Consider the following 24,333-nt stretch of genomic DNA (forward strand, 5'->3'; position numbering starts at 1 on the left):
GCTCCGCTCCTTGCTTTCTAATTTTGATTGTGCGTCATAGCTAATCTCATCCTGACCGCAACTGACCCATCCACGGGGGATTGAACCAATTCACTAAGAGACCAAAAAGTCATTATAGAGAATTTAAGAGCAACGATCAAATTTTCCTGTCACTTTTCCACATTCTATATTTTCTCAGTGTCATTAGTACCAAGAATGTACTGGACTTCAATAGAGGCCATTCCCGGTACTCGCATAGGGAAAACCATTAGTCAGAGCCAGCAGCCATTCGTCGACATTGTATTCTCATGTAAAACAGTCCTATTTCATTTTCAATCGCTTGAGTTCTAATGAAAAATCAATCATTTTCACAGCTAAGGACAAGTAGTCAGACGGCTGCTGATTTGATAGCATGCAGTAATGAGTCAACAGCGAACCTGTTCAACGCAGGAAGGATGAGATTCTCAATGCAGCAGAAAATCCTGACCAATGAGTTCGACCAGGGAACGATTCTCTCGGTTAGAGGTAGTGTCATTGATGCCTACTTTCCTCATCATTTGCCACCAGTCCAAAGTGAGCTACATACCGGTGATCATCAGGAAATCGTGATTGAAGTCCTCACTCAATTAAATAATCACACCATCCGCGGAATCGCTTTAACAGCGACACGCGGTCTGTCACGCGGTTCAATAGTCATCAATACCGGTCATCCGCTCAAAGTTCCCGTTGGACGCGAACTACTGGGGCGAATGCTGAATGTCTTCGGCCAGACCATCGATGTCGGTGATCCGATTGAGAGCACCGACTGGCGATCGATCCATCATGATTCACCGGCATTAGTCGAACGCCCACCTCGATCCGATATTTTCAAGACCGGAATCAAAGCCATTGACCTGCTTTCCCCATTAGAACGGGGCGGAAAGGCAGGACTTTTTGGCGGGGCCGGCGTCGGAAAGACTGTGTTAATTACCGAACTGATCCATAATGTAGTCGGTGAACATAAAGGAGTCAGTCTGTTCTGCGGCATAGGCGAGCGCTGCCGGGAAGCGGAAGAATTATATCGTGAAATGAAAGAGGCGGGAGTACTCGAGAACACGGTCATGGTTTTCGGCCAGATGAATGAGCCGCCGGGCGCCCGTTACCGCGTCGGCCATGCAGCCTTGACCATGGCAGAATATTTTCGTGACGACCAACGGCAGGATGTGCTACTACTGATTGATAATATCTTCCGTTTCATTCAGGCAGGAACCGAAGTATCAGGGCTGATGGGGGAACTCCCCTCGCGCGTCGGTTATCAACCGACGCTCGCTTCTGATTTAGCAGAGCTGGAGGAGCGAATTTGCACCACCACAAACGGATCGATCACTTCGGTACAGGCCGTTTATGTGCCCGCCGACGATTTCACTGACCCATCCGCCGTCCATACCTTCGCACACCTTTCGACTTCTGTGGTACTCTCTCGCAAACGGGCTTCGGAAGGGCTTTACCCCGCCATTGATTTATTGAACTCCAGCTCTAAAATGCTGATGCCTCCGATTGTGGGAGAACGACATTACCAGGTCGCTCAAGCGGTACGGGAAACACTGGCGAACTATGAAGACCTCAAAGACATCATCGCCATGCTGGGTCTGGAAGAACTTTCCCGTGAGGACCGCCGCACAGTGAACCGGGCACGTCGCCTGGAACGGTTTATGACACAACCCTTTTTCAGCACCGAGCAGTTTACCGGCTATGATGGAAAATTCGTCTCACTGGACGAAACCCTCGATGGTTGCGAACGAATTCTAAATGATGAATTCCATGATGTCTCGGAACGCGCCCTGTATATGATTGGCTCCATTGCAGAAGTCAAAAAGGGTGAAACCAAATGAACCTGAAGGTACTGTTACCCACGGAGATCATGATTAATCAGCCGGTGACGAAGGTCATTGCGGAAGCGGAAAACGGTTCCTTCTGTTTAATGCCAAAGCATGTCGACTTTTTATCGGCTCTTCTGCCAGGCATTCTGACATTTGTCGATGAACAGAACTGCGAGAATTACCTGGGCATTGGTGGGGGCATCTTGACAAAAACGGGATCAGAAGTGCGTATCTCAACGATCTACGCCGTTCAAGGGGACGATCTGGGTACACTCCGTCAGAAAGTGACAGAACAATTTGAAGCATATCATGAACGAGAACGTCTGATCCGCTCCGCGATAGCCAAACTGGAAGCGGATATTCTCAGGCACTTTGTGAAGCAGGGAATGAACACCGATGCCTGACCAGACCCCGGATCAAAGCAATGAATCAACTAACGCGAATTTTGAGCCGCATCAATTACACCTGCATAATCAGACAGAAATTGAACAACGTATCGCCTCTCAGGAAATGCGCAAACTAAAAGCAAAAAACGAAAAACATCATACGATCTGGTTTGGATTTGGGATGTTCGGTCTCATAGGCTGGTCCGTCACAGTGCCAGCTGTCGTCGGGGCCATCGTCGGCATGTGGATTGACTCACGCTGGCCTTCCCGCTACTCATGGAGCCTGATGCTGCTGATCGGTGGAATTTGCTTCGGCTGTTTTAATGCCTGGAAATGGCTACACAAAGAAGGAAATATCGAGTAATGAATCCTCTTTTTATATTCCAGCTTATCGTGAGTTTTGTTGCGGGCACGATATTGGGAGTGATCTTTTTCGGCGGACTGTGGTTGACGATCAAGCAGCTCCCCAAAGTCAGGCACCCCTGGCTCTTATTTCTGATGAGTGCCTTGAGTAGAACTCTGATCACGCTTGCTGGCTTCTGGTTTATTGGAATCTGGCTCTCAGAAACCGATCGCTGGCAACGAATGGTCGCCTGCCTGCTCGGGTTCATGGTCGCGCGCTATGCCTGCACGCGACAGTTCAGACCGGAAAACGCTTCTATCTCAGGGGAAACTGTTTCATGAATTTTTCGCCTGATGAACCGCTCTGGCAATGGGAATTCATTATCCTGAACCGGACCATTCTGTTTACCTGGCTCGTCATGGCCTTGCTGGTGTTTGTGTCCTGGCTGATCACACGCCGGCTCTCTTCCACTACGAAGTTATCCCGCGGGCAGAACCTGCTGGAGGTGCTTGTACTGGGTCTGCGCGATCAAATCCAGGAAGTCAGCCAGCAGAATCCCGGCTCCTATCTGCCTTTTGTAGGTACGTTATTCTTATTTATTGCCGTTTCCAATATTATGGCAATTGTTCCCGGCTACTATCCCCCTACAGGTTCACTCTCCACAACCGCCGCTCTGGCTACATGTGTATTTGTGGCCGTGCCCATTTATGGAATTGCCCAACAGGGAATTCTGGGGTATATGAAGCAATATATCAGTCCATCAATCTTTATGTTGCCCTTTACTATTATCGGTGAGCTCTCACGCACCCTGGCTCTGGCGGTTCGCCTATATGGGAACATGATGAGCGGCGCAGTGATCGGAGCAATTCTGCTAGGATTTGTTCCCCTGTTTGTACCAATTCTGATGCAAGCGTTCGGATTACTGACCGGGATTATTCAGGCTTATATTTTTTCTGTGCTGGCCATGGTCTATATCGCTTCAGCAAACCATGATAAACAAGTTGAAGACAACATTTCGGACGATCATCCGGAACCTGTAAACACAAAGACAAAATAAAAGAGGACGTTTCTATGGATTCAAATACGATTATTGCCGCCGTTTCAATCTTTACCGCAGGAATCACCATCGCCATTGGATCAATGGCGCCTGCTTTGGGTGAAGGACGGGCACTCGCCCAGGCACTCAGTGCGATCGCCCAGCAACCCGACGAAGCAAGCACCATCACACGTACCCTGTTTGTTGGGCTGGCGATGGTGGAATCAACGGCGATTTACTGTTTCGTGATTTCGATGATTTTGATTTTCGCGAATCCGTTCTGGAATCACTTTCTTCAGACAAATGGCGGTTAATCAGTTTGAAAAGTTATGCAGGAATAAACTATGTCCATTGATTGGTTTACATTTACCGCTCAGATTCTCAACTTCCTGGTCCTGGTCTGGTTGTTATCTCACTTTCTGTACAAGCCGATCCTCAAGGCCATGCAGGAACGGGAAAAACAGATTGCGATAGAACATGAAGACGCAATCAAGCTTCAACGGCAGGCAGAATCAGAGGCCGCGTCTTTTAAGCAGAAAACAGAAGAACTGTCTCATGCAAAAGATGAACTACTGGCCGACGCAGGAAAAGACATTCAAATCTGGCGCGAGGAACACCTGACACGCGCCCGTGCCGAAGTGGATGAAGAGAAAACAGAATGGTATCGCGCCCTGCATCGGGAACGTGAATCGTTTCTACGCGAAGCCCGGCTCCGCATGGCAGGCCACATCCATCACATGAGTCAATGCGTATTAAAAGAACTGGCCAATACGGATTTACAACAACAGACGATTCAAGTGTTTCTTGACCGGATCAAAGGGATTGACGAGCAACAAAAAAAGAATGTTGTAGCTCTGCTCGAATCGAAACAACATCGCATTCTAGTGGAAAGTGCGTTTCCCCTCAGTCAAACAGACCGCGATAATATCACCGCATTCGTACACGATTTTCTGTTTACTGATGTGGATATTGATTTTCAGGAAAAGCCGGAATTAATCTGTGGAATTGATTTTCATGTCGGAGGCTACAAAATCGCCTGGAATATCCTGGAACCGCTCGAAGAATTAGAAGAGGAATTTGTCCAATCGTTGAATGAAGTCATCACACTGGAATCAGAAAATGAACTTCCATCAACATCTTAGTTTGGAGCGAGTTTTCAGACAGGCTGACTGAATCGTATTGAAAGTAAAACATGGCGACTTCCCCCGAGATCAAATCACTTCTCGATCGTACCTTTGAAAAATTTGATGGCGTACTGGCACAACATAATTATGAGCCGCGCCCCATCGAAATTGGCAAAGTTACGTATGTCGGTCGCAGTCATGCGCGCGTCAGCGGGTTACCCAATGTCCAGTCGGAAGAGTTGTTACAGTTTCCAAACCATGTCCTCGGCCTGGCATTAAACCTGGACGTCGATGAGATCGGTGTCGTCCTGCTTGACCACAGCGAGCAGTTGACGGCTGGCGATGAAGTCAGGCGTACCCATCGCCTGCTGGATGTACCTGTCGGCGAATCATTAATCGGTCGCGTCATCGACCCGGTGGGACGGCCCCTGGATGGTCATGGCCCGGTGTCTGCAGCCGAGCGTAGACCTTACGAACGGGATCCCGCTTCCATTACCGACCGCGCACCGGTGACCGTGCCCTTGCAGACCGGACTCAAAGTCATCGACTCATTAATTCCCATCGGTCGCGGTCAACGCGAACTGATTCTTGGAGATCGACAAACGGGAAAAACCGCCATCGCAATTGATACGATTATCAATCAACACAATAAAGATGTGATTTGCATCTACTGCGCCATCGGGCAGCGCAATTCTGCTGTTGCCAAAGTGATCGACGATTTACGGCAACACGGTGCCCTCGAATACACGGCTGTAGTCGTTGCCGAGAGTGATTCGCCCCCCGGCCTGCAATTTGTCGCCCCCTACGCAGCGACAACCCTGGGCGAATATTTCATGGATCAAGGGAAGGATGTACTCGTCGTTTATGATGATCTCACATCACATGCCCGCTCTTATCGGGAATTATCTTTGCTATTGAGACGCCCTCCCGGTCGAGAAGCATTCCCCGGCGACATTTTTTATCTGCATTCCCGCCTGCTGGAACGCTCGACGCATTTAAAGGAATCTCTGGGTGGCGGTTCCCTAACGGCATTACCCGTCGCTGAAACGGAAGCCCAAAATCTAGCTGCCTACATACCGACGAATCTGATCTCGATTACCGACGGCCAGATTTATCTTTCGCCTCATCTATTTCAAAAAGGTATTCTCCCGGCAGTAGATGTCGGTAGATCAGTTTCTCGTGTCGGCGGAAAAACGCAACTCCCGGCTTACCGGGCCGTCGCTGGCGACTTACGTCTGTCTTACAGCCAGTTTGAAGAACTGGAAGCATTTTCCCGGTTCAGCAGCCGCCTGGATAAAGAAACGCTGGCTACGCTTGAACGAGGCCGTCGTGTTCGTGAAATATTTAAGCAATCGCAGTATCAACCACTTTCCGTGCCCGAACAGATCACCGTCTTGCTCGCGATGGCCGGAGGGGCATTTGACGAGACCGAATTATCTCAAATTCGAAAAACAGAAGAATTTGTCCAGAAAATCCTGATCAACGATTTCCCCGATCTGAGTGAATCTATTCTCGCAGGCAAGAAGCTCTCCGAAGAAAATCAACGAACAATTATCGATACGGCCAAAGAACTGATTCACAAATTTCATCACAAAACTCCTGAAGTCAGCCCTTAAGATGCAAGACCTGGAAACACTAAAACGAAGCATCGATAGTACCAAAGATTTGCAGTCCGTCGTACGTACCATGAAAACTCTGGCAGCAGTCAGTATCCGACAGTACGAACAGGCCGTGGACTCTCTGGAAGATTATTCGGAAACGGTAGAACAGGGGCTCAAAATGGTCCTCTGGGATCTGGAACGGGAAACCAGTCTCCCAGAATTACAAGCGGATGGTTCTACCGGGATCATCATTTTTGGATCTGATCAGGGAATGTGTGGCCAATTCAATGAGCAGATTGCTTCCTACGCATCTGAATATTTTTCCAATGACAGTTCGAAAACAGATCGTTTTTCCTGGATGGTGATTGGTTCCCGCGTTCAGGGAAAAGTGCAGGACACAGGCGTTGACGTCGATTTTGAATTCACTCTCCCCGGCTCTGCCACGAGCATTGCACCCCTGGTCACTGATATCCTGACTAATATTGACCAATGGCGACATCAAAGACGTTTGGGACGAATATTCATTTTCTATAATCAGCGTGTTTCCGCCTCGAGCTATAAACCGCATGCCCTGCAGTTGCTGCCGATTGACCCGGAACGTTTTTTCCGTCATCAAAAGCGAAACTGGTCTTCACGCACACTCCCCATGTTTACAATGAACCACAGCGTGCTTTTATCACGGTTGATTCGCCAATATTTGTTCGTCTCGCTATTTCGTGCCTGTGCAGAATCGCTGGCGGGTGAAAACGCCAGCCGGATCGCCTCCATGCAGGCCGCCGAACGCAATATCAAAGAACGCCTCGTGAACCTGCAGTCAGAATTTAACCAGCAGCGACAGACTTCAATTACAGAAGAATTACTCGATGTCGTCACCGGATTCGAAGCCTTGAAAGATTCCCAATAGGACAAATTGGGAAAAAATTAAAAGAACCCTAAATGTGACTCATTCAAACAATTTCATCATAGAAAGCGCAAAGCCATGAACGATCCCAAACAATCACCCCATGCTAAAGATTTTATGACACATTACGTGGAAGTGGTCACACCAGACATGACTCTTACTCAAGTCATTCGCTTTTTAGTGAAACATAAGCTTTCGAATGCACCTGTCGTAGAAATCAAGAATGACAAAAAGTTTCTTCTGGGCTTCATCTCCGAAGGAGATTGTCTATCGGCGGTTTCCAACGAACTATTTTTTGGTAACCCCAGTCCGCCACAAAGTGCGAAAACAATCATGTCGGCGCATCCGATCTGTATCGCTCCCGAGACAGAACTTTTTTCGATTGTCTCCATTTTCACGAGCCATAACATCCATCATCTGCCTGTTGTAGAGAACGGTGAACTGCAGGGCATCGTGAGTCGCAGTGACATTCTGAAAGAGATGGAAACCTACTACAATCAAATCGTCCACACGAGCGAACATGAACGGCAACTGCGCGACACCTCTCAGATCATGAATCTTCGATTTACCATCGACCGCACTTAAAAGCTACTGTCTTCAGGAGAGAGTCCTGAAATAATCAACAGATTCGTGGTAAGGGGCTTCCCAGGGGATCATCCAGAGGTTGTTCTGCGCCGAGAGTACGTCGAATAGTAACGGCTGCAATGCCCCGGGGTTTCACGACACCGATTACCCGGGCATCAGCCGATTCCGGTAATGACTGTAACAGGGAAACGGCTTCAGCGCCGGCCCCCAGTTTGACAGCAATGACCATCGTCCCTTCATTGGCGATATGCAAAGGATCAAGTCCCAACAGTTCCGAGATCCCCCGCACATCAGGCGAAACCGGGAGACTGCGCTCGTCAATGCTGAGAGTCATTTCGCTCGCCTCTGCCCATTCATGTAGCACAGCCGCGACGCCTCCCCGAGTTGCATCACGCAGGCAGCGAATCTGATTCCCTATTCCTTCGCGTAAGATTTCAACAGGTCGAAGTAAGGAGCCACAGTCACTGGATGGCAGTGGTTCCAGCCCCAGTTCTTCGCGTACAGCTAAAATGGCAATCCCGTGACGACCAATGGAACCACTGACAATCAATTCGTCCCCTTCCTGTAGTGCTGGAGCGCCAGGGGGAATGGGAGCGATCAACTCGCCGACGCCCGCCGTATTGATAAACAAACCGTCCGCGGCTCCTCGGGGAACGACTTTCGTATCGCCCGCCACAATCTGAACTCCCGTCTGCCGTGCCGCCTCGGCAATACTTTCCAGTACTCGGTCTAAAATAACCAGTGGCAAGCCCTCTTCCATAATCAACGAAAGCGTGAGCCAGAGCGGTCTGGCACCACTGACGGCTAAATCATTGACTGTTCCATATACAGCCAGCGAGCCAATATCACCACCCGGAAAAAACAAAGGGGAAACCACAAAGCTATCCGTCGTCAGCGCTAAAGGTCCATTCACCTGTGGGAGTTGGGCGGCATCGTTCAAAGCTAGCAGAGTTTCGTTCTTTAACGTTTGGACAATGCGTTCCTGAATCAGTTTTCGCGAAAGGCGGCCCCCTTCTCCATGGGCCAGCGTCACACAGTCCGCATTAGTGGGAATCGAAACGGGACAGTTCATCTGCCAGGAGGAAAATGCGTTTTTTTCGTTGTCATGCATGGTCGTCAAGAACTTTACTGAGATTGATCTTTCAGTTCGATCAGCGGCTGGTAGTCATACCATATCGAAAATAAGCCGCACACGCTCCTTCAGAAGAAACCATCGGAGCTCCCAGCGGCGATTCGGGAGTACAAGATTTCCCGAAGTAAGGACAGTCGGGAGGCTTGAGGTGTCCCGTCATCACTTCGAAACTGCGGCACTCATCGACCTCAATCACGGGTAAAGCCGGTTCAGAAAAACGAGCACGGGCATCAAACCGACGCCACTCTGGGCGCAGTTCCAGGCCTCCTTTAGGCACGACACCAAACCCGCGCCACGCGCGATCACAGACTTGATAAATCTCCCGCACCAGATCCTGCGCTGCCCGGTTTCCAGCTGCCTGTACCGTGCGGGCGTACCGATTTTCCAGCCGTGCTTCATTTTTTTCGAGTTGTTTCACACACGCCAGAATCCCTTCCAGCAAATCCAACGGTTCAAAGCCAGCCACAACGACCGGCAGGCGATACTGTTCTACAAACGACTCGTACGATTCATACCCCATCACCGTACAGACGTGACCGGCTGCCAGAAATGCCTGCACCCGGTGATCCGGAGCCTGAACCAAAGCCTCCATCGCAGGCTGCACGCGCACATGCGAAACAATCATACTGAAATTGTCAAGTTGATCCCGCCCGGCCTGTTTAACGGCGAGAGCGGTCGCAGGTGCCGTCGTTTCAAAACCCACCGCAAAGAACACGACCTGCTTATCAGGATGTTTCCGTGCCAGAGCCATGGCATCCAATGGAGAATAAACAATTTGTATTCGCGCGCCGGCCGTCCTTGCATCCAGCAATGAACCGCGACTCCCCGGCACCCGCAGCATATCACCAAAACTGGCCAGAATCACATCGTCACGCCGCGCCAGTTGACAGGCGAAATCGATGGCTTCCTGATCGGTCACACAGACAGGACAGCCGGGACCATGAATTAACTCCACCGTCCCCTCTAGCTCCGCGGCAATGCCATGTCTTAACAGACCGTGAGTCTGGCCTCCGCAGACTTCCATTAACGTCCAGCTACGCGTAGAGACCCTGCGTATTTCATCCAGCAATAACTGGGCAGCCCGGGGATCACGGTATTCGTCCAGATATTTCATTGTGAAGCCTCAGGTGCTTCGGGTTGTTCTGGACGCCAGCCTTCATCGTCGCCCCATTCGGCAATCGTTTCGAAGATTCGTTTCGCTTCTAACGGATCGATACGGCTGATGGCAATTCCCGCGTGAACGACCACATAATCTCCCAACGCCGCCTCAGTGACACACGCCATATGCACCACCCGGCGGACTCCGTCGAATTCCACTTCTGCCTGGGCAAACGCCCCTTCCCGTTCCAGCCAGCGAACCACCTTTCCGGGTATCCCTAAACACATCGGCCCGCCCCTTTCTGTTTCTGGCGGGAAACCGCAACCGCCAGTTGCCCTGCCGCGAGACCGCCATCATTGGGGGGAATCGTTCCGGGCAACCCAAGTGGCTGTCCGTTCTGTGCAGATTCTTCGACGATTAATTCCACCAAACATCGATTCTGAAAAACGCCGCCCCCCAGAACAACGGGCATAGTTTTAAACTGACGACACAACCGGGCCACCGCTTGGGCTAGTCCACGATGAAAGCGCATCGCCATCGCTGCCGGAGCAACTCCCCAGGTTCGGTCTTCCAGGATCTGAGAAACAAGGGGCCGCCAATCAAGCTGAATCGGCTTCTTCGCCTGTAATATCATTTCATAACTCCCGGTTTCTGTCAGATCACAGGCTGCTTCCAGCAACATTGCCGCCTGCCCTTCGAAATCCACATGCGTCACACCCAAAATCAGTGAAGCCACACCATCAAACAGGCGACCGACGCTGGTCGTTTTGGGTGAGAAGTGTCGTGAATTGATAATTTTCAATAACGGCTCCACCGGCTCCGTAGTGAGTTTCAATTGGGAAGCCGCCTGTTTTCCAACAGCCTGTGCCACCAGAGAGACCGCAACACGCCACGGTTCGCGGACTGCACGTTCACCGCCAGGAAGCGGAAACGGTCTTAAGTGTGCGACCCTCTCGTAGCTGGTCGCCGTGGATAAAAGAAATTCTCCCCCCCAGATTGTCTGATCATCGCCCCAACCGGTTCCATCAAAGGCGACTCCTAACACACGGCGATCGAGCCACCCCTGCTCCAGCATACTGGCGACGATATGCGCATGATGATGCTGCACTGTTTCTTGTAAAGCCGACTGCTGAGCCGCCCACTGCGTAGTGTAATATTCCGGATGCCTATCACAGACAAACGCCGCATCCTCAATCCCATATAGTTTTTGTAAAGCCTGTAATTGTTCCTGATAACGTTCACAGGAAGCCAGATTTCCCAAATCGCCGACGTGCGGCCCCAGAATACTTTGCCTGCCATTACAGAGTGCCAACGCCGCTTTCTGCTGTCCTCCCAGCGCGATCAGTGGTTCGTCACATTCCAACTCCAAAGGAGAGGGGGCCAGTCCACGGGCCAGTCGAATGGTGACTCTCCGTCCTGCCATCCAGCGTACGACGCTATCGTCGATCGGACGTTCAATCGGTCGATCATGCTCCAGCCACAGGTCGGCGACTGATATCAATTGATCTCCGATTTGCCCACGTTGATAGGCCAGCGGTTCCCCTTCCTGATTGGCACTGGTCACAACCAGAGGACCAGAGCACTGCTGCAGCAATAACCGATGCAGGGGCGTGGTTGGCAACATCACTCCCAGTAGATTCAAGCCGGGATTAACGTTGTAAGCGATTCCAGAATTGCTTCGGGTAGGCAACAGTACAATCGGGGCGGCGGAGCTGCTTAAATCTCCGCGTTCCGAATCGCTCAGAAAGACCAACTGCGCCGCATGTTCTACGGAAGCCACCATCACAGCCAGCGGTTTCCCAAAACGACGTTTTCGTTCTCTTAGTCTTGCTACCGCGGTTTCGGATGTCGCATCTACCAGCAGTTGATAACCGCCCAACCCACGCAAGGCAAGAATCTGCCCCTGCTGCAACGCGGCCGATGCAACTTCAATTGACTCACCTGCTGAAGCGAAACGCCGCCCTTTGGCGTCGGTACACCAGATACCAGGGCCACACTCAGCACAGGCATTCGTCTGTGCGTGAAACCGGCGATCACGGGAAGACTGGTATTCATCCCGACAAGAATCGCAAAGCGGAAACTCGGACATTCCCGTTTGTGCCCGCTCATAAGGCATCGATTTAATAATTGAATACCGGGGACCGCAATTCGTGCAACTCGTCAGGGGATATCCAAAACGTCGGTTAGAATCATCTGAAACCTCAGCCAGACACTCCTGACAGACAGCGAGATCGGCAGGGACTTGTGTCGCCAGAGGTCCTCCTGTCTCTCCACCGATGATTTCAAAGTCGCTGAAGCCACTGACCGTACAAAGTTTCCGTTCCCGCTTTTCAATGCGGGCTTCTCGAGGCAGATGTGTGTCTAATTGCATTTCAAAACGCGCTACGACAGAAACTGGGCCTTCGATAATCAGCTCAACCCCCTGCGTGGTATTTTTGATGTAACCAACTAAATCCAGCGTGCCTGCCCAACGTGCGATCGCGGGGCGCAGACCGATCCCCTGAACACGACCGCTTAACGTCAACTGCACGGCCTGTTGCGGTTTAGCGAGCTCAGTGATTGACTGCCGTTGCATGGTATCGAGCCAAAAGCTGTTGATGTTGCTGCTCCAGAAATTCGCACCAGTCCGACACACCATCTCCATCCAAGGCGCAATTCGTTAAAATGTCTAACTCTGGTTGAATGCGGTGTGCGTCTTCGGTAACCGCGTCGACGGAAAAAGGAACATGCGGCAGTAAATCGAGTTTCGTAATCACCATCGCCTGACTGGTCCGAAACATTTTCGGATATTTCCCCGGCTTGTCATCCCCTTCGGTCGTACTGATCAGCACTACCCGCAGATGTTCTGCTAAATCATGCGATGCGGGGCAAACCAGATTCCCGATATTTTCAATAAACAGAAAATCGACAGCGGGATCCCCCAGAGCTTGCAGCCCGCGCTGTACCAGCGGTAGTTCCAGATGACAGGCCCCGCCGGTTGTGAGTTGCGCTACAGGAACCAGAGGTGCCAACCGCTGCGCATCCCGATCCGTTTCCAGATCCCCAACCAGAACGGCCATGCTCCGACGTCCGGCGAACTGTCGGGCCGTTGCTTCCAGAAGCGTGGTTTTCCCGGCACCCGGCGATGAGAGAAGATTGACGACCAATGTCCCCCGGCGCCCGAGCCTCTCGCGTTCCACGGCTGCATCCGCTTTCTGATCTGCCTGGATATCTTTTTTGACGATAATCGTGCGCTGATTCATGAGGCAACTCCTTCCACCGGGTTGTCTGAATTGACATTGATACTGATTAGTTTCACCTGATCGCCCTGAACCACTTGCACTGCGCCCGTTTGACAGTCAGGACACCGAAACTGAAAATCGACGATTTCGAATTGCTGACGGCAATGATCACAAACAGCCGTCACAGGCACCACATCCAGCGACAATTGACAGGCTGACGAAAACATGACTGAAACCATCTCCTCAAAAGCTACCTGAAATAATAATGGCTCGACACCGGACAAATCTCCCAGCTGCACGCGAATTTCCGTGACCTGACCGCCCCCGTCATCTGCGACGATCTGCTGCACCTGCTGTAGTAAACGATGCACCAACGAGCGTTCATGCATGCTGCTTCTCCGTTTCATTCTGGGGAATCGAAAGTGCTTTACAAATCGACTCTGCTGCGCTCGTTGCTCCCGCCATGACGGCATTCGACATGGGTTGGTCAGGCTGGACCTGCTGCACTTCCACTCCCCAGATCCAGACTGATGCAGGAAGCCGGTCCAGTTGCCGGGCCAATGCCAGAACAGCCAGCAGTGAAAGATTATGCGTCCCCGACCAGCTAATCGACTCTAGATCTGCACAAGGCCACTCCCATTGATGGACACTGCCAACTTCCCCGGCGCCCTGACAGGCATCGCAAATCACGAGTTCTTGAATGCCTTCTAACCAGTCCAGTAATTCATCGGGAGTTCGCACCAGACGAACGGAAGCTCGATCACTGGTTCTGCTTTGAATGGCGTTGGCAATTTCCCAGCCCACACGATCATCACCGTGAGGAGAGCCGATCCCCGCTATCATGGTCTCTGGTTTCATGGCATGAGCACTTTCGTTTTTCCTTTTAGGTCCGTTCAATTTTCACATTCAGAAAATGCGTCGAACAACTGATACAAGGATCATAGGCTCGCACCAGATTTTCACATTGTCGGGCCGTCTCGTTTTCGTCATCACTGATTACTTGCGAGACCCATTGCTTCAGATCTGCTTCAATTTGCGCCTGATTCTGTGAGGTCGGCGGAATAATCACTGCCTTCACAATCTTACCAGCCTCATCAATGATATAACGATGAAACAGTGTTCCCCGGGGTGCTTCCGTGGCAGACGTCCCTTCGCCGGCTTGATACGAATAGGACTCACGCGGTTTCCCGGTCGGGTGATCCCCGCGCAGAATCATCAAGGTTTCTTCATACGCATGCACGAGTTCCAGCCCGCGTGCGATGATTGCCCGATGCGGGTTGCGACAGACAGGTTCCAGCCCGACTTCGTCTGCTAATTTGCGTGCCGTCGGTGAAAGCTGTTCCCGATTCAGATTGACGCGTGCTAACGGCCCCAGCAAATAGGGACGCCCCGTTGATTTTCGAATCGCCTGCAGTGCCGTTGAATGGGGAACCTGCCGTTCTTGAAACTCATCATCATACCGACTGACCTCAATGGTATCACCACTGCTGGTTTTCATGAATCCTTCATTCATCGGGTATTCATCGGGATGCGACAGCGAAATATATTCGCATTCGGTATTGAAATCGGGAAAATCAAAACCGGCGACCCAACGCGTAGTCTCAACTGCCGCGTTCAATCCCCATTCAAAATCGGGAACCAGCTTCTGAAATTCCTTTCGAGTAGGCATCCGATAAAAACCACCGACGCAGACATTCACAGGGTGAATGGCCCGGCCGCCCAGCATATCAACCAGTTGATTGCCGTGTTTTTTTAATCGCAGTCCCCGATTGACTTCGTCCGGAAACTGTTTCGCCATATCCAGACCGCTATCGAATCCCAGAAAGTCAGGGGCATGCAACAAGTGCATGTGTAAACCGTGACTTTCAATCCATTCACCACAATACAACAGCCGCCGCAGTCGACGAATTTCTGGCGAAACGGTCACGTTAAGCGCCGCTTCTAATGCATGCACGCTACTCATCTGATAAGCAACCGGGCAGATTCCACAAATGCGTGCTGTGATATCGGGTGTATCTTCCAGAGGACGGCCACGTAAGAGCGCTTCAAACAGTCGAGGTGGCTCGTATATCTCCAGCCGAACTTCATCAACAGAGTCACCGTTCAAATGAATGTACAGACCGCCTTCGCCTTCGACCCGCGTCATTGTTTCGACTTTGATTGTTCGGTCCGCCATCAGCTCTACTCCTCATCCTGTTCGAGTAACCGCTGGCTTTCAGTTCGAAAAGCGGGTGCATAGGCATTGAAGTTACGCAGGCGATGCGCAACCTCTGTTTTGGATTCGCCTTCTTTTTTCATCAGTGTCGTCAGACTCACCAGATTCGATTGAGGAGCCGGCCCATAACATCCATAGCAACCTCGGTGATAACTCGGGCACAATGCATCACAGCCAGACTGCGTCACGGGGCCCAGACAGGCGATCCCCTGTGCCACGGTGACACAGACGGTTCCACGACGTTTGCAATCCAGACAGACACTATGTTGCGGCGTCCGTGGAATTCTGCCTGCTAATAACGACTGAATGACTTCAATTAACTGATACTGATTAATCGGACAGCCACGCAATTCGAAATCGACTTTGACATGATCGGAAATCGGCGTTGAACTTTCCAGTACTTGAATGTATTCAGGGCTCGCATACACGGCCCGCATGAATTCATCGGTATCGGCCCAGTTCCGTAATGCCTGAATTCCTCCGGCTGTGGCACAGGCACCGATCGTCATCAAATACTTTGAATCGCGTCGAATCTGCTGAATCCGTTCGGCATCGTGCGGCGTTGTGACAGACCCCTCAACCAGTGCAATATCGTAAGGTCCCTCTTCCATCCGACTCGTGGCTTCCGGAAAATAAACGATCTCAACCGCACCTGCGACAGCTAATATCTGATCCTCTGCATCAAGCAGTGATAACTGGCATCCATCGCAGGACGCAAATTTAAAAACGGCAAGCCGGGGTTTTTCCTGTCCCACGATTACAGCCCTTCCACTTTCATATAAGGTGAAATCTGATCGTAACGGAAAACAGGGCCATCTTTGCAAATAAACTCCGGCCCTAATTGACAATGTCCGCACAGGCCCACCGCGCATTGCATATTGCGTTCGGTGGAGACCCAGATCTGCTCGGCTGTCATTCCCATCTGCAGCGCTGCCCGGGCAGTAAACCGCATCATTAAATCTGGTCCGCAGATTATCAAAATCGTCCGCGCGGGATCAAACGCTTCTAACCGTTCCAGCAACAACGGCACCACTCCCACATTCCCATGCCACCCGGGGCTGGAGCGATCAACGGTCTGTCTGACATCCAGCCCGCCTTCGGTCCAGAGCGGATACTCTTCCGTATAGAGCCGCATTTCGGGAGAGCGCGCTCCATAGAGTAAATGTAATCGTCCATATCGCTGGCGTTCAGCAAGCAGACGATAAATCACCGGCCGCAACGGCGGTAAGCCAATTCCTCCTGCAACCAGGATCACATCCTGACCAACACAAGATTCCAACGGCCAACTGGTTCCAAAGGGGCCTCGAAGCCCCAGAGTATCGCCGACTTTCATGGCTGCGATGCTGCGCGTTACATTTCCGGCAAACCGAATGGTATGCAGCAGTGAATCATGCGTTTCAGGATTACCGCTCATCGAGATCGCCGATTCACCGGCCCCCGGCACATACAGCATATTGAACTGCCCGGGCTGAAAGCGATATGCCTCTGCAGCGGCAGGATCAGCTAACGCTAATTGATACGTGGCGACATCGGTGACTTCGTGCACGATTTTACGAATCACCGCCGTCTGGGGTAACCAGGGATTATTCGTTGAATCGCTGTTCCCTTCGGTTGTCGCGCCCAATGAATTCATTTCTGACTGTCTTTCCGAATTGCAGCAGCTTCCTGTGTCAAATCAATCCCAACGGGGCACCATGTGATACATCGGCCACACCCGACACAGCCAGAGGTTCCAAACTGATCAATCCATGTCGCCAGTTTATGAGTCATCCATTGACGGTATCTGTTACGAACATTATTCCGTACCAGCCCCCCATTCATATAACTGAAGTTCATATTGAAACAAGAGTCCCACTCACGCTGTCGTTCCACATGATCTCCTGTCAAATCGCTGACTTCTTCGACAGAACTGCAAAAACAGGTCGGACAAACCATCGTACAGTTCGTACAGGACAAACAGCGTTCGGCAATATCATCCCAACGCGGAGATTCCAGGTTCGACATCAGCAAATCGCGAATATCGGTTGTATCCAGTTCCCGCTCAATCTGGTCGACGGCTTGCTGCCGCGCCGCGGTGGCTTGTGACAACTGATCTTCTGAGAGTTCCTGTGTTCGTAATGCCTCAATGACGGTCTCACCTGCAGGAGTCGCGATTTCCACCACAAAGCCGTCTGGTAACTCAGTCAGTGCGAGATCAAAGCCAGACTGACAACGCGGGCCCGACTTCATAGAGGTGCAGAAGCAGGTTGCAGCCGCCTGTGTACAATTCACAGCAATTACCAATGCCTGCACGCGCCGCCCCTGATAGATCGGATCGACATAAGCACCGCCAAGAAATACCCGGTCCTGAATTTTGAGTGCTGCTAATTCACACGCCCGCACTCCTAAAAACGCCATTTTGGGTAAATCTTCTTCCACTTCAGTAAACTGCCAACCTTCATCCGTGCGATCCGCAACAGAGAGCGTACTGACGGGTGGAAATAGATTTTTCTTCCAGGAATGAGGCCCGACTGAATATCCAAACAAGGCATCATCGTCTCGTTCTTGAAGACGATACTTACCCGGCTCTTGAATGTCAGTCCAACCACGCGGTAGATCATTTACTGATGTCAATCGATCATAAGTAATCGCTCCCTGATCAATGGTCGGGCCGATGACTTCATAATCCAAGCCGTACAAGACTTCGAAAAGTTTTGCAAACTGCTCGCTTGAAAGAAAACAGGATCGGACGTCTTCAACCTGTAGTTCCTCACTCATTCAGAGGCCCCTTCCGGACTACTGTTATTATAAGAGCTGGCGTCACCAAACATGTCGAGGACCTGTAGCCGACTGGCTACCAGCCGCTGGGATAGCGCCATCGCAATCCGCCGCATCATTTGGTAGCCAATATCATGGTCATCCTCACACAACGTCCGCAATCTGGCAGCATCAATGGCAATCGTTTGTGTATCGTCGACTGCCACAACCGTTGCCGTCATCTCCCCCTGTTGCAACACCGAGGACCACCCCACCAGATCCCCGGCTTCCAAAGTCAGAACCGGCAAGCAACCACGGGCTGGAATACTCATGCATATTTCGACACGCCCACTACGGATAACATAAACGTCGTTATGATCACAACCTTCTGAAAAGATCGTGGCATGTTTAGGAAAATCCTGGGAACGAGAGATCTCTGCCAGTTTCTTCTGATCCTCTTCTGACAGCCCCGCCGTGAATCGAAGTTCCTTCAAGATTTGCTGAAGCTGTTGAATCTCCATCGCAGCCTCTCCTGTTTTTATATTAGAAACAATACATTAAAATCTGCTTCAAGTTTAACCTTCCTTTCTAGTACCGTCTATAGAAAGAAAGCGCTGTCCTTACGATTGAATTCCTGAATCTCATTTTACATCATAATCTTATCTTCTGGGCTTGCATGCAATGAATCGAGGCCACCCCTTGCATAGGGAATCCCCCCATACCCTGTGAAGCATATCCTCTGAGATGAATTAGAGAGATCGCCTGATGTAAAATCTATTTAGCGATTCTACACTATTTCGAAGCCGAACAGATTCAGCTTGGGTCCATTGTATCAGAATCCTCAATGGCACTGAGAAACAGATCCCGATTATTTCCCCTCTTTATTTCTGTTTAAATTGCATAAGAATGACAGAGCCCTACCCGCCTGATTGTATCTAATCACTCTCATATTTTTACGATCTACGTTTTCTTTTCAGAGAAGTACGCCTATTATAAGATTGTAATAGAGTCCATTTTTCAGCCACATCAGAATCAACTAATAAGCAGTGCTTTCATAATGGATCCTCATTCCAGAGATTCTTCCATGCGAGTTAGGATTAGACTTATCTGTTGAGTGCCACCATCTTACTCAGAATTTCATGATCAAGGAGCGTTCGATGAAGACCCTGTCACACGATAAACTCAAATCACTGTCCGAATGGGAACAAGGACCTTGTGTTTCGATCTATCTACCACGGCATCAAGCGGTTTCAGAACATGGGGAAGACGCGATCCATCTGCGCAATTTACTCGATGAAGCGGAGAGCTTACTGCAGCAGCGAGGACTGGGCTCCGTAGAAACACGCAAGTTTCTGGAAGTGGGTCGACAAATTCAAAACGATGCTACTTTTTGGGAGCGAGGTCCCGCTCAGGGATTCTGCCTGCTGTTAGCATCCGGGTTATCCCATCAATACGATCTTGACCATCAATGCCCAAAAATGCTTTCTGTTGACGATGCGTTTTATGTCAGCCCCTTATTTTATAAATCATTCGAAGATGACCACTTCCATTTGCTGGCGATCTGCCCCAAATCGGTGCGGCTGTTTCACCATCAGAAAGGTGATATTTCACAGCTTGAGCTCCCGGATAATGTTCCGACGAGCCTGGAAGAAGTTTCTGCTGATACGCAATTTGAAGAATCATTCCAACAGCACACGACTTCTTCCAACAATCCGGGTGGAGATAATGCGGGTATACAGCATGGTCACGGCTTGACCAAAGAACAGAATGAAAAACTACTTTCTGACTATTTTCAGCTGCTGGCAAAACAATTGGAAAAGCACCTGAATCATGATAGCACTCCCATCATTCTGGTCGCCGCCGAAAAACAACAAAGCATGTTCCGAAAACATTTTCACTCGAAGAATCTTCTCGCTGATCGAATTCAGACCTCGCCCGACCGCTTAGGCGAGCAGGAATTGCTCGAACTGGCCTTACCGCTGGTAGAACAGTTCTCCAAGGAGTCCTTAAACAAATCGCTGCAGCAATACAAAAAGCATCTCGGTACAGCACGGATCTCGCATCAGCTAGAAGAGATTTTGCAGGCAGCTGGTGAAGGCCGTGTCGAAGCATTGTTTACTCCATTAGGAAGCGAACTCTGGGGGAACGTTCCCAATGATGGCGAACTGGCAAAAACGCATTCACAACCCGAGACAGGGGATACTGCGTTACTGAATTATGCAGTCAGACACACCTACAAGCATGGCGGCTCCCCCTACATCATTGATAGCCGGGATATGCCGGAAGAACAACCGCTGCTTGCTTATTTTCGCTGGTAAACGAGAAAGCCTGGATCGAGTCGAACACATTTGTACGACAACGTTCTCTCAATTGTGATGTACGGCTACAATTGCAGTCTTACTCGAATTAGAAAGCAAGGACCTGCCAGTTTAACGCGGCCTTAATCTTTTTTATTCCTTTAGAGAGTGAGTCATCATGACCAAGCCAGCATCGAATCAGAGCAGTGATCAATGGAAAGCATCACGGCATAAAATGGTCGAAAATCAACTTCGATTTCGAGGCATCAAAGATCCTCGCGTTCTGGATGCAATGGATCGTATCCCCCGCGAGGATTTTGTTTCACCAGAGCAGAAACAATTCGCTTACAACGACTGTGCCTTGCCCATCGATTGCAGCCAGACAATCTCCCAGCCGTATACCGTTGCCTTTATGTGCGAAGCGGCTCAACTGACGGGAGAAGAGAATGTATTAGAAGTAGGTACTGGGTCCGGTTATGGAGCAGCTGTTTTATCTCTATTGGCCCGCGAAGTTCATACAATCGAACGCATACCGGAATTAGTCAAACAGGCGAGCGAACGGCTCACGCGTCTAGAATATTCCAACGTACACGTTTACAGTTCTGACGGAACATTGGGAGTCCCCGAAGCGGCTCCCTTTGATGCCATCATTGTCACTGCGGGTGCAGAAACCCTGCCGGAACCTTACGTCGAACAACTCAGAGAAGGAGGCAGAATCATCATCCCCATCGGATCAGAATTCATGGGGCAGACCATGTGCCGGTATACGATGATCAATGGCAAATTATCACAGGAAGACCTGGGAGCGTTCGCCTTTGTCCCCTTGATCGGAGAATATGGCTGGTCCCGATAACACCTCCAGATTAATAAACGCTGAACTCACCCCGAGAAAGCCGAAGCACAAAATCGTCCATCCCCGCCAGCTCTTTTTGCACGATCTCCTGGAGAGCCGGCTCGATGTCCGCCAGGCTGGTATTCGCGCTTAATACCACTTCCACGCTCATCATCCAGGGATCACTAATTTCGCGACCGATCTGGCTGCAGAGTCTGACGCAGACCTCTCTCACAGGGGCAATCGATTTGTAGATTTGATCCGCCAGATAATGACTAAACACATTATAGATCTTTCCGACATGGCTGACCGGGTTCTTACCAGCGGCTGCTTCCGTACTCATCGGTCGATTCAAAGTAATCAACCCATTCACCCGATTTCCACGTCCAACCTGACCACCATCGGCGCCCTCTGCAGAAGTTCCCAGAACCGTTAAATACATTCCCCCCAAACCGCGCTCCGGATCGTCGAGCGTATTGATTTCGAGTTGAACCTGATCCAGCTCCTTGAGCTGAGGCTCCAGAAACTGAGTCAGTTCCTGCTGCAATTCCCGCTTTCGGTCAAAATACTGCTGTGCTTCTTTGAAATGGTAATCCACCATCGCCACTGCGACCGTCAGATACAAACTCCGATCGCGGCGGACTCCCATCACCTTGACGTCTTCCCCCGTTTCCGGAAACGCGGCCTTGAATTCATCCGAGTTGATCCGCCGTTCAGTCGCCAATACCAGCTGTTCGGTCTCCGACAAAGGTGCATAGCCCACCGCGGCGGAAGTATCATTAGCGCAGAGTAATTTCCGGGCAAAGATATCAGTCAGTTCCGGGGAGCCGGTTTTCAATTCATTTTGAAAGACCAGATGTTTGTCAGGATTCACTAATCGCAAATTGTCTCGAATCCAATTCTTTGCACTGGAAATGGCAATTTCGTCTATCGAAATCCGGTAACCATCACTTTCTGCGGTGGCCCGGTCCCCAATCACCAGACGCATCGGTTCGTTCACAATCCCCCCACCAAGTGCGGGGGACGTTTGGCCGGCTACCAGTAAACCTTTATCAATATTGTGATGTAAAACATGGCCGATCCGTTGAATATAGGTCTGAGATAAATCGAGGGAAATCGACTCAGCAATCCCGTCACATATCGTATCTGGATGACCAATCCCCTTGCGTTCGACAAATTCGGTCTGTCGCTCTGGTGTAGTAACCGTTCCCAGCAGTGCCAGATTAAAGTTTTGCATCGATGTACTCTTTTCCTGATGATTCCCGGTATTAACTTAAGCTGCTTTATTACTAATAATTAAAAAAAATTCTTCATCGTAATCGATATTGTACAGGCCAAAGGCGCAGACCACCTCAACAAGCACAGTCGACCTCAGTCTTACTCACCCTACTTTAACGAATTTTCACGGGCGGTTTTTGCCCCTTGGGAATCAGCGTAATATATTTCCGCTTTGACATTCGTTGATCAAAGTCCGTTTTCGCTTCCGTCACCAAAGCCGGGTTCTCCAGCAGTTCCACAACTGACGCCGCCAGCGACTGTGCCGCGTATAATATCCCTTTCTCACCGATTGATGAACCAATGCAGGCGACATTCTGCCAGCTATGACCCGGATTCCCCGCTGCAAAACAGGTTGTCCGCAATCCTCCAGTGGGAATATGCCAGCTGATATCCCCGACATCGGTTGAACCTTTCGATGACGTTCTGGATTCGACCAGCGTATGCACCCGGCTCTCAATCGCGACGGGAAAACTCTGACCGAATTTCTCAATCAAAGGTTGTTGAATCCGTCGCGCGAATCCCTTTTCTTCCGCTGAAAACTTCGGAGGTCCGATGGCCGTCAACTTCTGATGAATCATATTCGACAAAGGCGTATTGGGAATCAGCTCGTGATTATCGGTATCGACGTCGATCTTGAGTTTGGTCCGTGTCATTAACGCCGCCCCTTTCGCGATATCCACCACCCAGCGATAATTGCGTTCCAGATCCTCATGCGTATTCGCCCGTACGTAATACCAGACCGTCGCTTTCGCAGGTACCACGTTCGGCTGCCCTCCGCCATCGATAATCACATAATGCATCCGCGCGTCTTCTTTGACATGTTCCCGCATATAATTCACGCCGATATTCATCAACTCGACTGCGTCGAGGGCACTCACACCACTTTCCGGACTCACTGAAGCATGTGCCGGCAGTCCGGTAAATGTAAACTTGACCGAAACTAGCGCCTTAGAACTCCCTAGATGCACATTGGTTTTATTCGCAGGATGCCAGTGCAGGCAGATATCCAAATCCTGGAACTGCCCGTCGAGCAGCATGTAAACTTTTCCGAGTCCCGTCTCTTCCGCCGGCGTTCCATACAGACGAACCGTCCCTTTAAGCTGATGTTTGTCGATCGCCTGCTTTACCGCCAGCGCCGCCCCCAGAGCAGCCGTCCCTAATCCACTGTGACCGCAGGCATGCCCCCCGCCCCCTTCTGTTTGAGACTCTCGAAAAGGGACCGCTTTTTGTGACAACCCTGGTAACGCATCATATTCTGCCAGAATCCCAATGATCGGCTTACCGCTCCCATAGCTGGCCACAAACGCCGTTGGCATATCCGCCACACCACTTTTGATCGTGAACCCGTCTGCTTTCAACTTCTCTATCAATAACTGCGATGACTTCGTTTCCTGAAGTCCCACCTCCGCATAATTCCAGATCGACTGATTGACGGCTTTCAGTTCTTCTGCGCGTTGGGTCACATCGTCCACAGCCGTCTGTTGAGATTCACTCAGCTTCGCAGCAGACTTTTCAGCAGCTACAGAGAGACGACCTGCATTCAATTGCAGTAATACCACTGCGCATCCAATCCACAACAGATTCCTATTTAAGTTCACTCGCATGATGCTTTTCCTCTTAAATCAACGCGGTACGGTTTTTAGTTCGTGATCCCAGCCTACCAAAGCCTGCGCAAGATGTCATCTGATTTCCCTGTGCATTACCCGTTG

The 24,333-nt window shown here is 50.6% G+C and carries 26 protein-coding genes; 12 read left to right on the top strand and 14 right to left on the bottom strand.

The genetic code is table 11. The features are described 5' to 3' along the window. Positions 1-446 precede the first annotated feature (446 nt). The 10 genes from atpD to AAC022_RS10410 all read left to right on the top strand — a co-directional run bounded on the left by atpD (position 447) and on the right by AAC022_RS10410 (position 7,814). Complete coding sequence (atpD, locus tag AAC022_RS10365) at positions 447-1,850, top strand: F0F1 ATP synthase subunit beta (protein ID WP_339730686.1); 1,404 nt, start codon at positions 447-449, stop codon at positions 1,848-1,850. Next, complete coding sequence (locus tag AAC022_RS10370) at positions 1,847-2,242, top strand: F0F1 ATP synthase subunit epsilon (RefSeq protein WP_339730688.1); 396 nt, start codon at positions 1,847-1,849, stop codon at positions 2,240-2,242. Before atpD ends, AAC022_RS10370 begins: the two co-directional genes overlap by 4 nt. Further along, positions 2,235-2,588 carry an AtpZ/AtpI family protein gene (locus AAC022_RS10375; RefSeq protein ID WP_339730690.1) on the top strand — a complete coding sequence of 118 codons (354 nt, stop codon included), beginning with the start codon at positions 2,235-2,237 and terminating at the stop codon, positions 2,586-2,588. Before AAC022_RS10370 ends, AAC022_RS10375 begins: the two co-directional genes overlap by 8 nt. Beyond that, on the top strand, positions 2,588-2,908 hold the full coding sequence (locus tag AAC022_RS10380) for an ATP synthase subunit I (protein WP_339730692.1): 321 nt from the start codon (positions 2,588-2,590) through the stop codon (positions 2,906-2,908). Before AAC022_RS10375 ends, AAC022_RS10380 begins: the two co-directional genes overlap by 1 nt. After that, entirely contained in the window at positions 2,905-3,624 is a 720-nt protein-coding gene (locus AAC022_RS10385) for a F0F1 ATP synthase subunit A (RefSeq protein WP_339730695.1), read from the top strand. Before AAC022_RS10380 ends, AAC022_RS10385 begins: the two co-directional genes overlap by 4 nt. A 14-nt stretch (positions 3,625-3,638) precedes the next feature. After that, on the top strand, positions 3,639-3,917 hold the full coding sequence (locus AAC022_RS10390) for a F0F1 ATP synthase subunit C (RefSeq protein WP_339730697.1): 279 nt from the start codon (positions 3,639-3,641) through the stop codon (positions 3,915-3,917). A 30-nt stretch (positions 3,918-3,947) separates the two neighbouring features. After that, positions 3,948-4,745 (top strand): hypothetical protein, encoded by a 798-nt coding sequence (locus AAC022_RS10395; protein ID WP_339730700.1) that lies wholly within the window; start codon positions 3,948-3,950, stop codon positions 4,743-4,745. A gap of 50 nt (positions 4,746-4,795) precedes the next feature. Continuing rightward, positions 4,796-6,343, top strand: coding sequence for an alternate F1F0 ATPase, F1 subunit alpha (locus tag AAC022_RS10400; protein ID WP_339730701.1), 1,548 nt, complete (start codon positions 4,796-4,798; stop codon positions 6,341-6,343). Position 6,344: 1 nt separating this feature from the next. After that, on the top strand, positions 6,345-7,232 hold the full coding sequence (locus AAC022_RS10405; RefSeq protein WP_339730703.1) for a F0F1 ATP synthase subunit gamma: 888 nt from the start codon (positions 6,345-6,347) through the stop codon (positions 7,230-7,232). Between the two features lie 75 nt (positions 7,233-7,307). Then, the gene (locus AAC022_RS10410) at positions 7,308-7,814 is read left to right on the top strand and encodes a CBS domain-containing protein (protein ID WP_339730704.1); all 507 of its coding nucleotides are present in this window, start codon (positions 7,308-7,310) and stop codon (positions 7,812-7,814) included. A gap of 34 nt (positions 7,815-7,848) precedes the next feature. On the opposite strand, the gene hypE is transcribed toward AAC022_RS10410, so the two are convergent. Genes hypE through AAC022_RS10470 form a run of 12 tightly spaced genes read right to left on the bottom strand, consistent with a single transcriptional unit; the run spans position 7,849 to position 18,738 of the window. Further along, entirely contained in the window at positions 7,849-8,925 is a 1,077-nt protein-coding gene (gene hypE, locus AAC022_RS10415; protein WP_339730705.1) for a hydrogenase expression/formation protein HypE, read from the bottom strand. 40 nt (positions 8,926-8,965) lie between these two features. Beyond that, entirely contained in the window at positions 8,966-10,060 is a 1,095-nt protein-coding gene (hypD, locus tag AAC022_RS10420; protein WP_339730707.1) for a hydrogenase formation protein HypD, read from the bottom strand. Then, on the bottom strand, positions 10,057-10,332 hold the full coding sequence (locus tag AAC022_RS10425; RefSeq protein ID WP_339730708.1) for a HypC/HybG/HupF family hydrogenase formation chaperone: 276 nt from the start codon (positions 10,330-10,332) through the stop codon (positions 10,057-10,059). The genes hypD and AAC022_RS10425 overlap by 4 nt, the downstream gene beginning before the upstream one ends. Beyond that, entirely contained in the window at positions 10,323-12,620 is a 2,298-nt protein-coding gene (gene hypF, locus AAC022_RS10430; RefSeq protein ID WP_339730710.1) for a carbamoyltransferase HypF, read from the bottom strand. The genes AAC022_RS10425 and hypF overlap by 10 nt, the downstream gene beginning before the upstream one ends. Beyond that, entirely contained in the window at positions 12,598-13,287 is a 690-nt protein-coding gene (hypB, locus tag AAC022_RS10435) for a hydrogenase nickel incorporation protein HypB (RefSeq protein ID WP_339730712.1), read from the bottom strand. The genes hypF and hypB overlap by 23 nt, the downstream gene beginning before the upstream one ends. After that, on the bottom strand, positions 13,284-13,655 hold the full coding sequence (locus AAC022_RS10440) for a hydrogenase maturation nickel metallochaperone HypA (protein ID WP_339730714.1): 372 nt from the start codon (positions 13,653-13,655) through the stop codon (positions 13,284-13,286). Before AAC022_RS10440 ends, hypB begins: the two co-directional genes overlap by 4 nt. Next, on the bottom strand, positions 13,648-14,124 hold the full coding sequence (locus AAC022_RS10445) for a hydrogenase maturation protease (RefSeq protein ID WP_339730716.1): 477 nt from the start codon (positions 14,122-14,124) through the stop codon (positions 13,648-13,650). The genes AAC022_RS10440 and AAC022_RS10445 overlap by 8 nt, the downstream gene beginning before the upstream one ends. Before the next feature lie 25 nt (positions 14,125-14,149). Then, complete coding sequence (locus AAC022_RS10450) at positions 14,150-15,442, bottom strand: Ni/Fe hydrogenase subunit alpha (RefSeq protein ID WP_339730717.1); 1,293 nt, start codon at positions 15,440-15,442, stop codon at positions 14,150-14,152. A 5-nt stretch (positions 15,443-15,447) separates the two neighbouring features. Next, positions 15,448-16,236, bottom strand: a complete 789-nt coding sequence (locus tag AAC022_RS10455; protein ID WP_339730718.1) for an oxidoreductase — start codon at positions 16,234-16,236, stop codon at positions 15,448-15,450. 2 nt (positions 16,237-16,238) lie between these two features. Continuing rightward, positions 16,239-17,114 carry an FAD/NAD(P)-binding protein gene (locus tag AAC022_RS10460; protein WP_339730719.1) on the bottom strand — a complete coding sequence of 292 codons (876 nt, stop codon included), beginning with the start codon at positions 17,112-17,114 and terminating at the stop codon, positions 16,239-16,241. After that, positions 17,111-18,238, bottom strand: a complete 1,128-nt coding sequence (locus tag AAC022_RS10465; protein ID WP_339730720.1) for a 4Fe-4S dicluster domain-containing protein — start codon at positions 18,236-18,238, stop codon at positions 17,111-17,113. Before AAC022_RS10465 ends, AAC022_RS10460 begins: the two co-directional genes overlap by 4 nt. Next, positions 18,235-18,738 (bottom strand): cyclic nucleotide-binding domain-containing protein, encoded by a 504-nt coding sequence (locus AAC022_RS10470; RefSeq protein WP_339730723.1) that lies wholly within the window; start codon positions 18,736-18,738, stop codon positions 18,235-18,237. The genes AAC022_RS10465 and AAC022_RS10470 overlap by 4 nt, the downstream gene beginning before the upstream one ends. A gap of 636 nt (positions 18,739-19,374) precedes the next feature. Between AAC022_RS10470 and AAC022_RS10475 the strand changes: the two genes are divergently transcribed. Continuing rightward, entirely contained in the window at positions 19,375-20,535 is a 1,161-nt protein-coding gene (locus AAC022_RS10475; RefSeq protein ID WP_339730724.1) for a hypothetical protein, read from the top strand. 157 nt (positions 20,536-20,692) lie between these two features. Continuing rightward, positions 20,693-21,367 carry a protein-L-isoaspartate(D-aspartate) O-methyltransferase gene (locus AAC022_RS10480; RefSeq protein ID WP_339730726.1) on the top strand — a complete coding sequence of 225 codons (675 nt, stop codon included), beginning with the start codon at positions 20,693-20,695 and terminating at the stop codon, positions 21,365-21,367. A 10-nt stretch (positions 21,368-21,377) separates the two neighbouring features. Here the strand turns inward: AAC022_RS10480 and AAC022_RS10485 are convergent, their stop codons facing one another. Together AAC022_RS10485 and AAC022_RS10490 are read right to left on the bottom strand one after the other, a co-directional pair. Then, complete coding sequence (locus tag AAC022_RS10485) at positions 21,378-22,583, bottom strand: methionine adenosyltransferase (protein ID WP_339730728.1); 1,206 nt, start codon at positions 22,581-22,583, stop codon at positions 21,378-21,380. Between the two features lie 154 nt (positions 22,584-22,737). Then, positions 22,738-24,228, bottom strand: a complete 1,491-nt coding sequence (locus AAC022_RS10490) for an amidohydrolase (RefSeq protein ID WP_339730730.1) — start codon at positions 24,226-24,228, stop codon at positions 22,738-22,740. Positions 24,229-24,333 lie beyond the last annotated feature (105 nt).

Source organism: uncultured Gimesia sp. (assembly GCF_963976445.1).
In the GTDB taxonomy this organism is placed as follows: Bacteria; Planctomycetota; Planctomycetia; order Planctomycetales; family Planctomycetaceae; genus Gimesia.

Bases quoted from the DNA above. Each gene is read 5' to 3' on its own strand.
- AAC022_RS10370 (WP_339730688.1), top strand. From the start codon at position 1,847: ATGAACCTGAAGGTACTGTTACCCACGGAGATCATGATTAATCAGCCG.
- AAC022_RS10390 (WP_339730697.1), top strand. From the start codon at position 3,639: ATGGATTCAAATACGATTATTGCCGCCGTTTCAATCTTTACCGCAGGA.
- AAC022_RS10480 (WP_339730726.1), top strand. From the start codon at position 20,693: ATGACCAAGCCAGCATCGAATCAGAGCAGTGATCAATGGAAAGCATCA.
- AAC022_RS10445 (WP_339730716.1), bottom strand. From the start codon at position 14,124: ATGAAACCAGAGACCATGATAGCGGGGATCGGCTCTCCTCACGGTGAT.
- AAC022_RS10385 (WP_339730695.1), top strand. From the start codon at position 2,905: ATGAATTTTTCGCCTGATGAACCGCTCTGGCAATGGGAATTCATTATC.
- atpD (WP_339730686.1), top strand. From the start codon at position 447: ATGCAGCAGAAAATCCTGACCAATGAGTTCGACCAGGGAACGATTCTC.
- AAC022_RS10490 (WP_339730730.1), bottom strand. From the start codon at position 24,228: ATGCGAGTGAACTTAAATAGGAATCTGTTGTGGATTGGATGCGCAGTG.
- AAC022_RS10460 (WP_339730719.1), bottom strand. From the start codon at position 17,114: ATGAATTCATTGGGCGCGACAACCGAAGGGAACAGCGATTCAACGAAT.
- AAC022_RS10440 (WP_339730714.1), bottom strand. From the start codon at position 13,655: ATGCATGAACGCTCGTTGGTGCATCGTTTACTACAGCAGGTGCAGCAG.
- AAC022_RS10395 (WP_339730700.1), top strand. From the start codon at position 3,948: ATGTCCATTGATTGGTTTACATTTACCGCTCAGATTCTCAACTTCCTG.
- hypD (WP_339730707.1), bottom strand. From the start codon at position 10,060: ATGAAATATCTGGACGAATACCGTGATCCCCGGGCTGCCCAGTTATTG.
- AAC022_RS10465 (WP_339730720.1), bottom strand. From the start codon at position 18,238: ATGAGTGAGGAACTACAGGTTGAAGACGTCCGATCCTGTTTTCTTTCA.
- AAC022_RS10410 (WP_339730704.1), top strand. From the start codon at position 7,308: ATGAACGATCCCAAACAATCACCCCATGCTAAAGATTTTATGACACAT.
- hypE (WP_339730705.1), bottom strand. From the start codon at position 8,925: ATGCATGACAACGAAAAAAACGCATTTTCCTCCTGGCAGATGAACTGT.
- AAC022_RS10405 (WP_339730703.1), top strand. From the start codon at position 6,345: ATGCAAGACCTGGAAACACTAAAACGAAGCATCGATAGTACCAAAGAT.
- AAC022_RS10380 (WP_339730692.1), top strand. From the start codon at position 2,588: ATGAATCCTCTTTTTATATTCCAGCTTATCGTGAGTTTTGTTGCGGGC.
- AAC022_RS10425 (WP_339730708.1), bottom strand. From the start codon at position 10,332: ATGTGTTTAGGGATACCCGGAAAGGTGGTTCGCTGGCTGGAACGGGAA.
- hypB (WP_339730712.1), bottom strand. From the start codon at position 13,287: ATGAATCAGCGCACGATTATCGTCAAAAAAGATATCCAGGCAGATCAG.
- AAC022_RS10450 (WP_339730717.1), bottom strand. From the start codon at position 15,442: ATGGCGGACCGAACAATCAAAGTCGAAACAATGACGCGGGTCGAAGGC.
- AAC022_RS10470 (WP_339730723.1), bottom strand. From the start codon at position 18,738: ATGGAGATTCAACAGCTTCAGCAAATCTTGAAGGAACTTCGATTCACG.
- AAC022_RS10475 (WP_339730724.1), top strand. From the start codon at position 19,375: ATGAAGACCCTGTCACACGATAAACTCAAATCACTGTCCGAATGGGAA.
- AAC022_RS10400 (WP_339730701.1), top strand. From the start codon at position 4,796: ATGGCGACTTCCCCCGAGATCAAATCACTTCTCGATCGTACCTTTGAA.
- AAC022_RS10485 (WP_339730728.1), bottom strand. From the start codon at position 22,583: ATGCAAAACTTTAATCTGGCACTGCTGGGAACGGTTACTACACCAGAG.
- AAC022_RS10375 (WP_339730690.1), top strand. From the start codon at position 2,235: ATGCCTGACCAGACCCCGGATCAAAGCAATGAATCAACTAACGCGAAT.
- hypF (WP_339730710.1), bottom strand. From the start codon at position 12,620: ATGCAACGGCAGTCAATCACTGAGCTCGCTAAACCGCAACAGGCCGTG.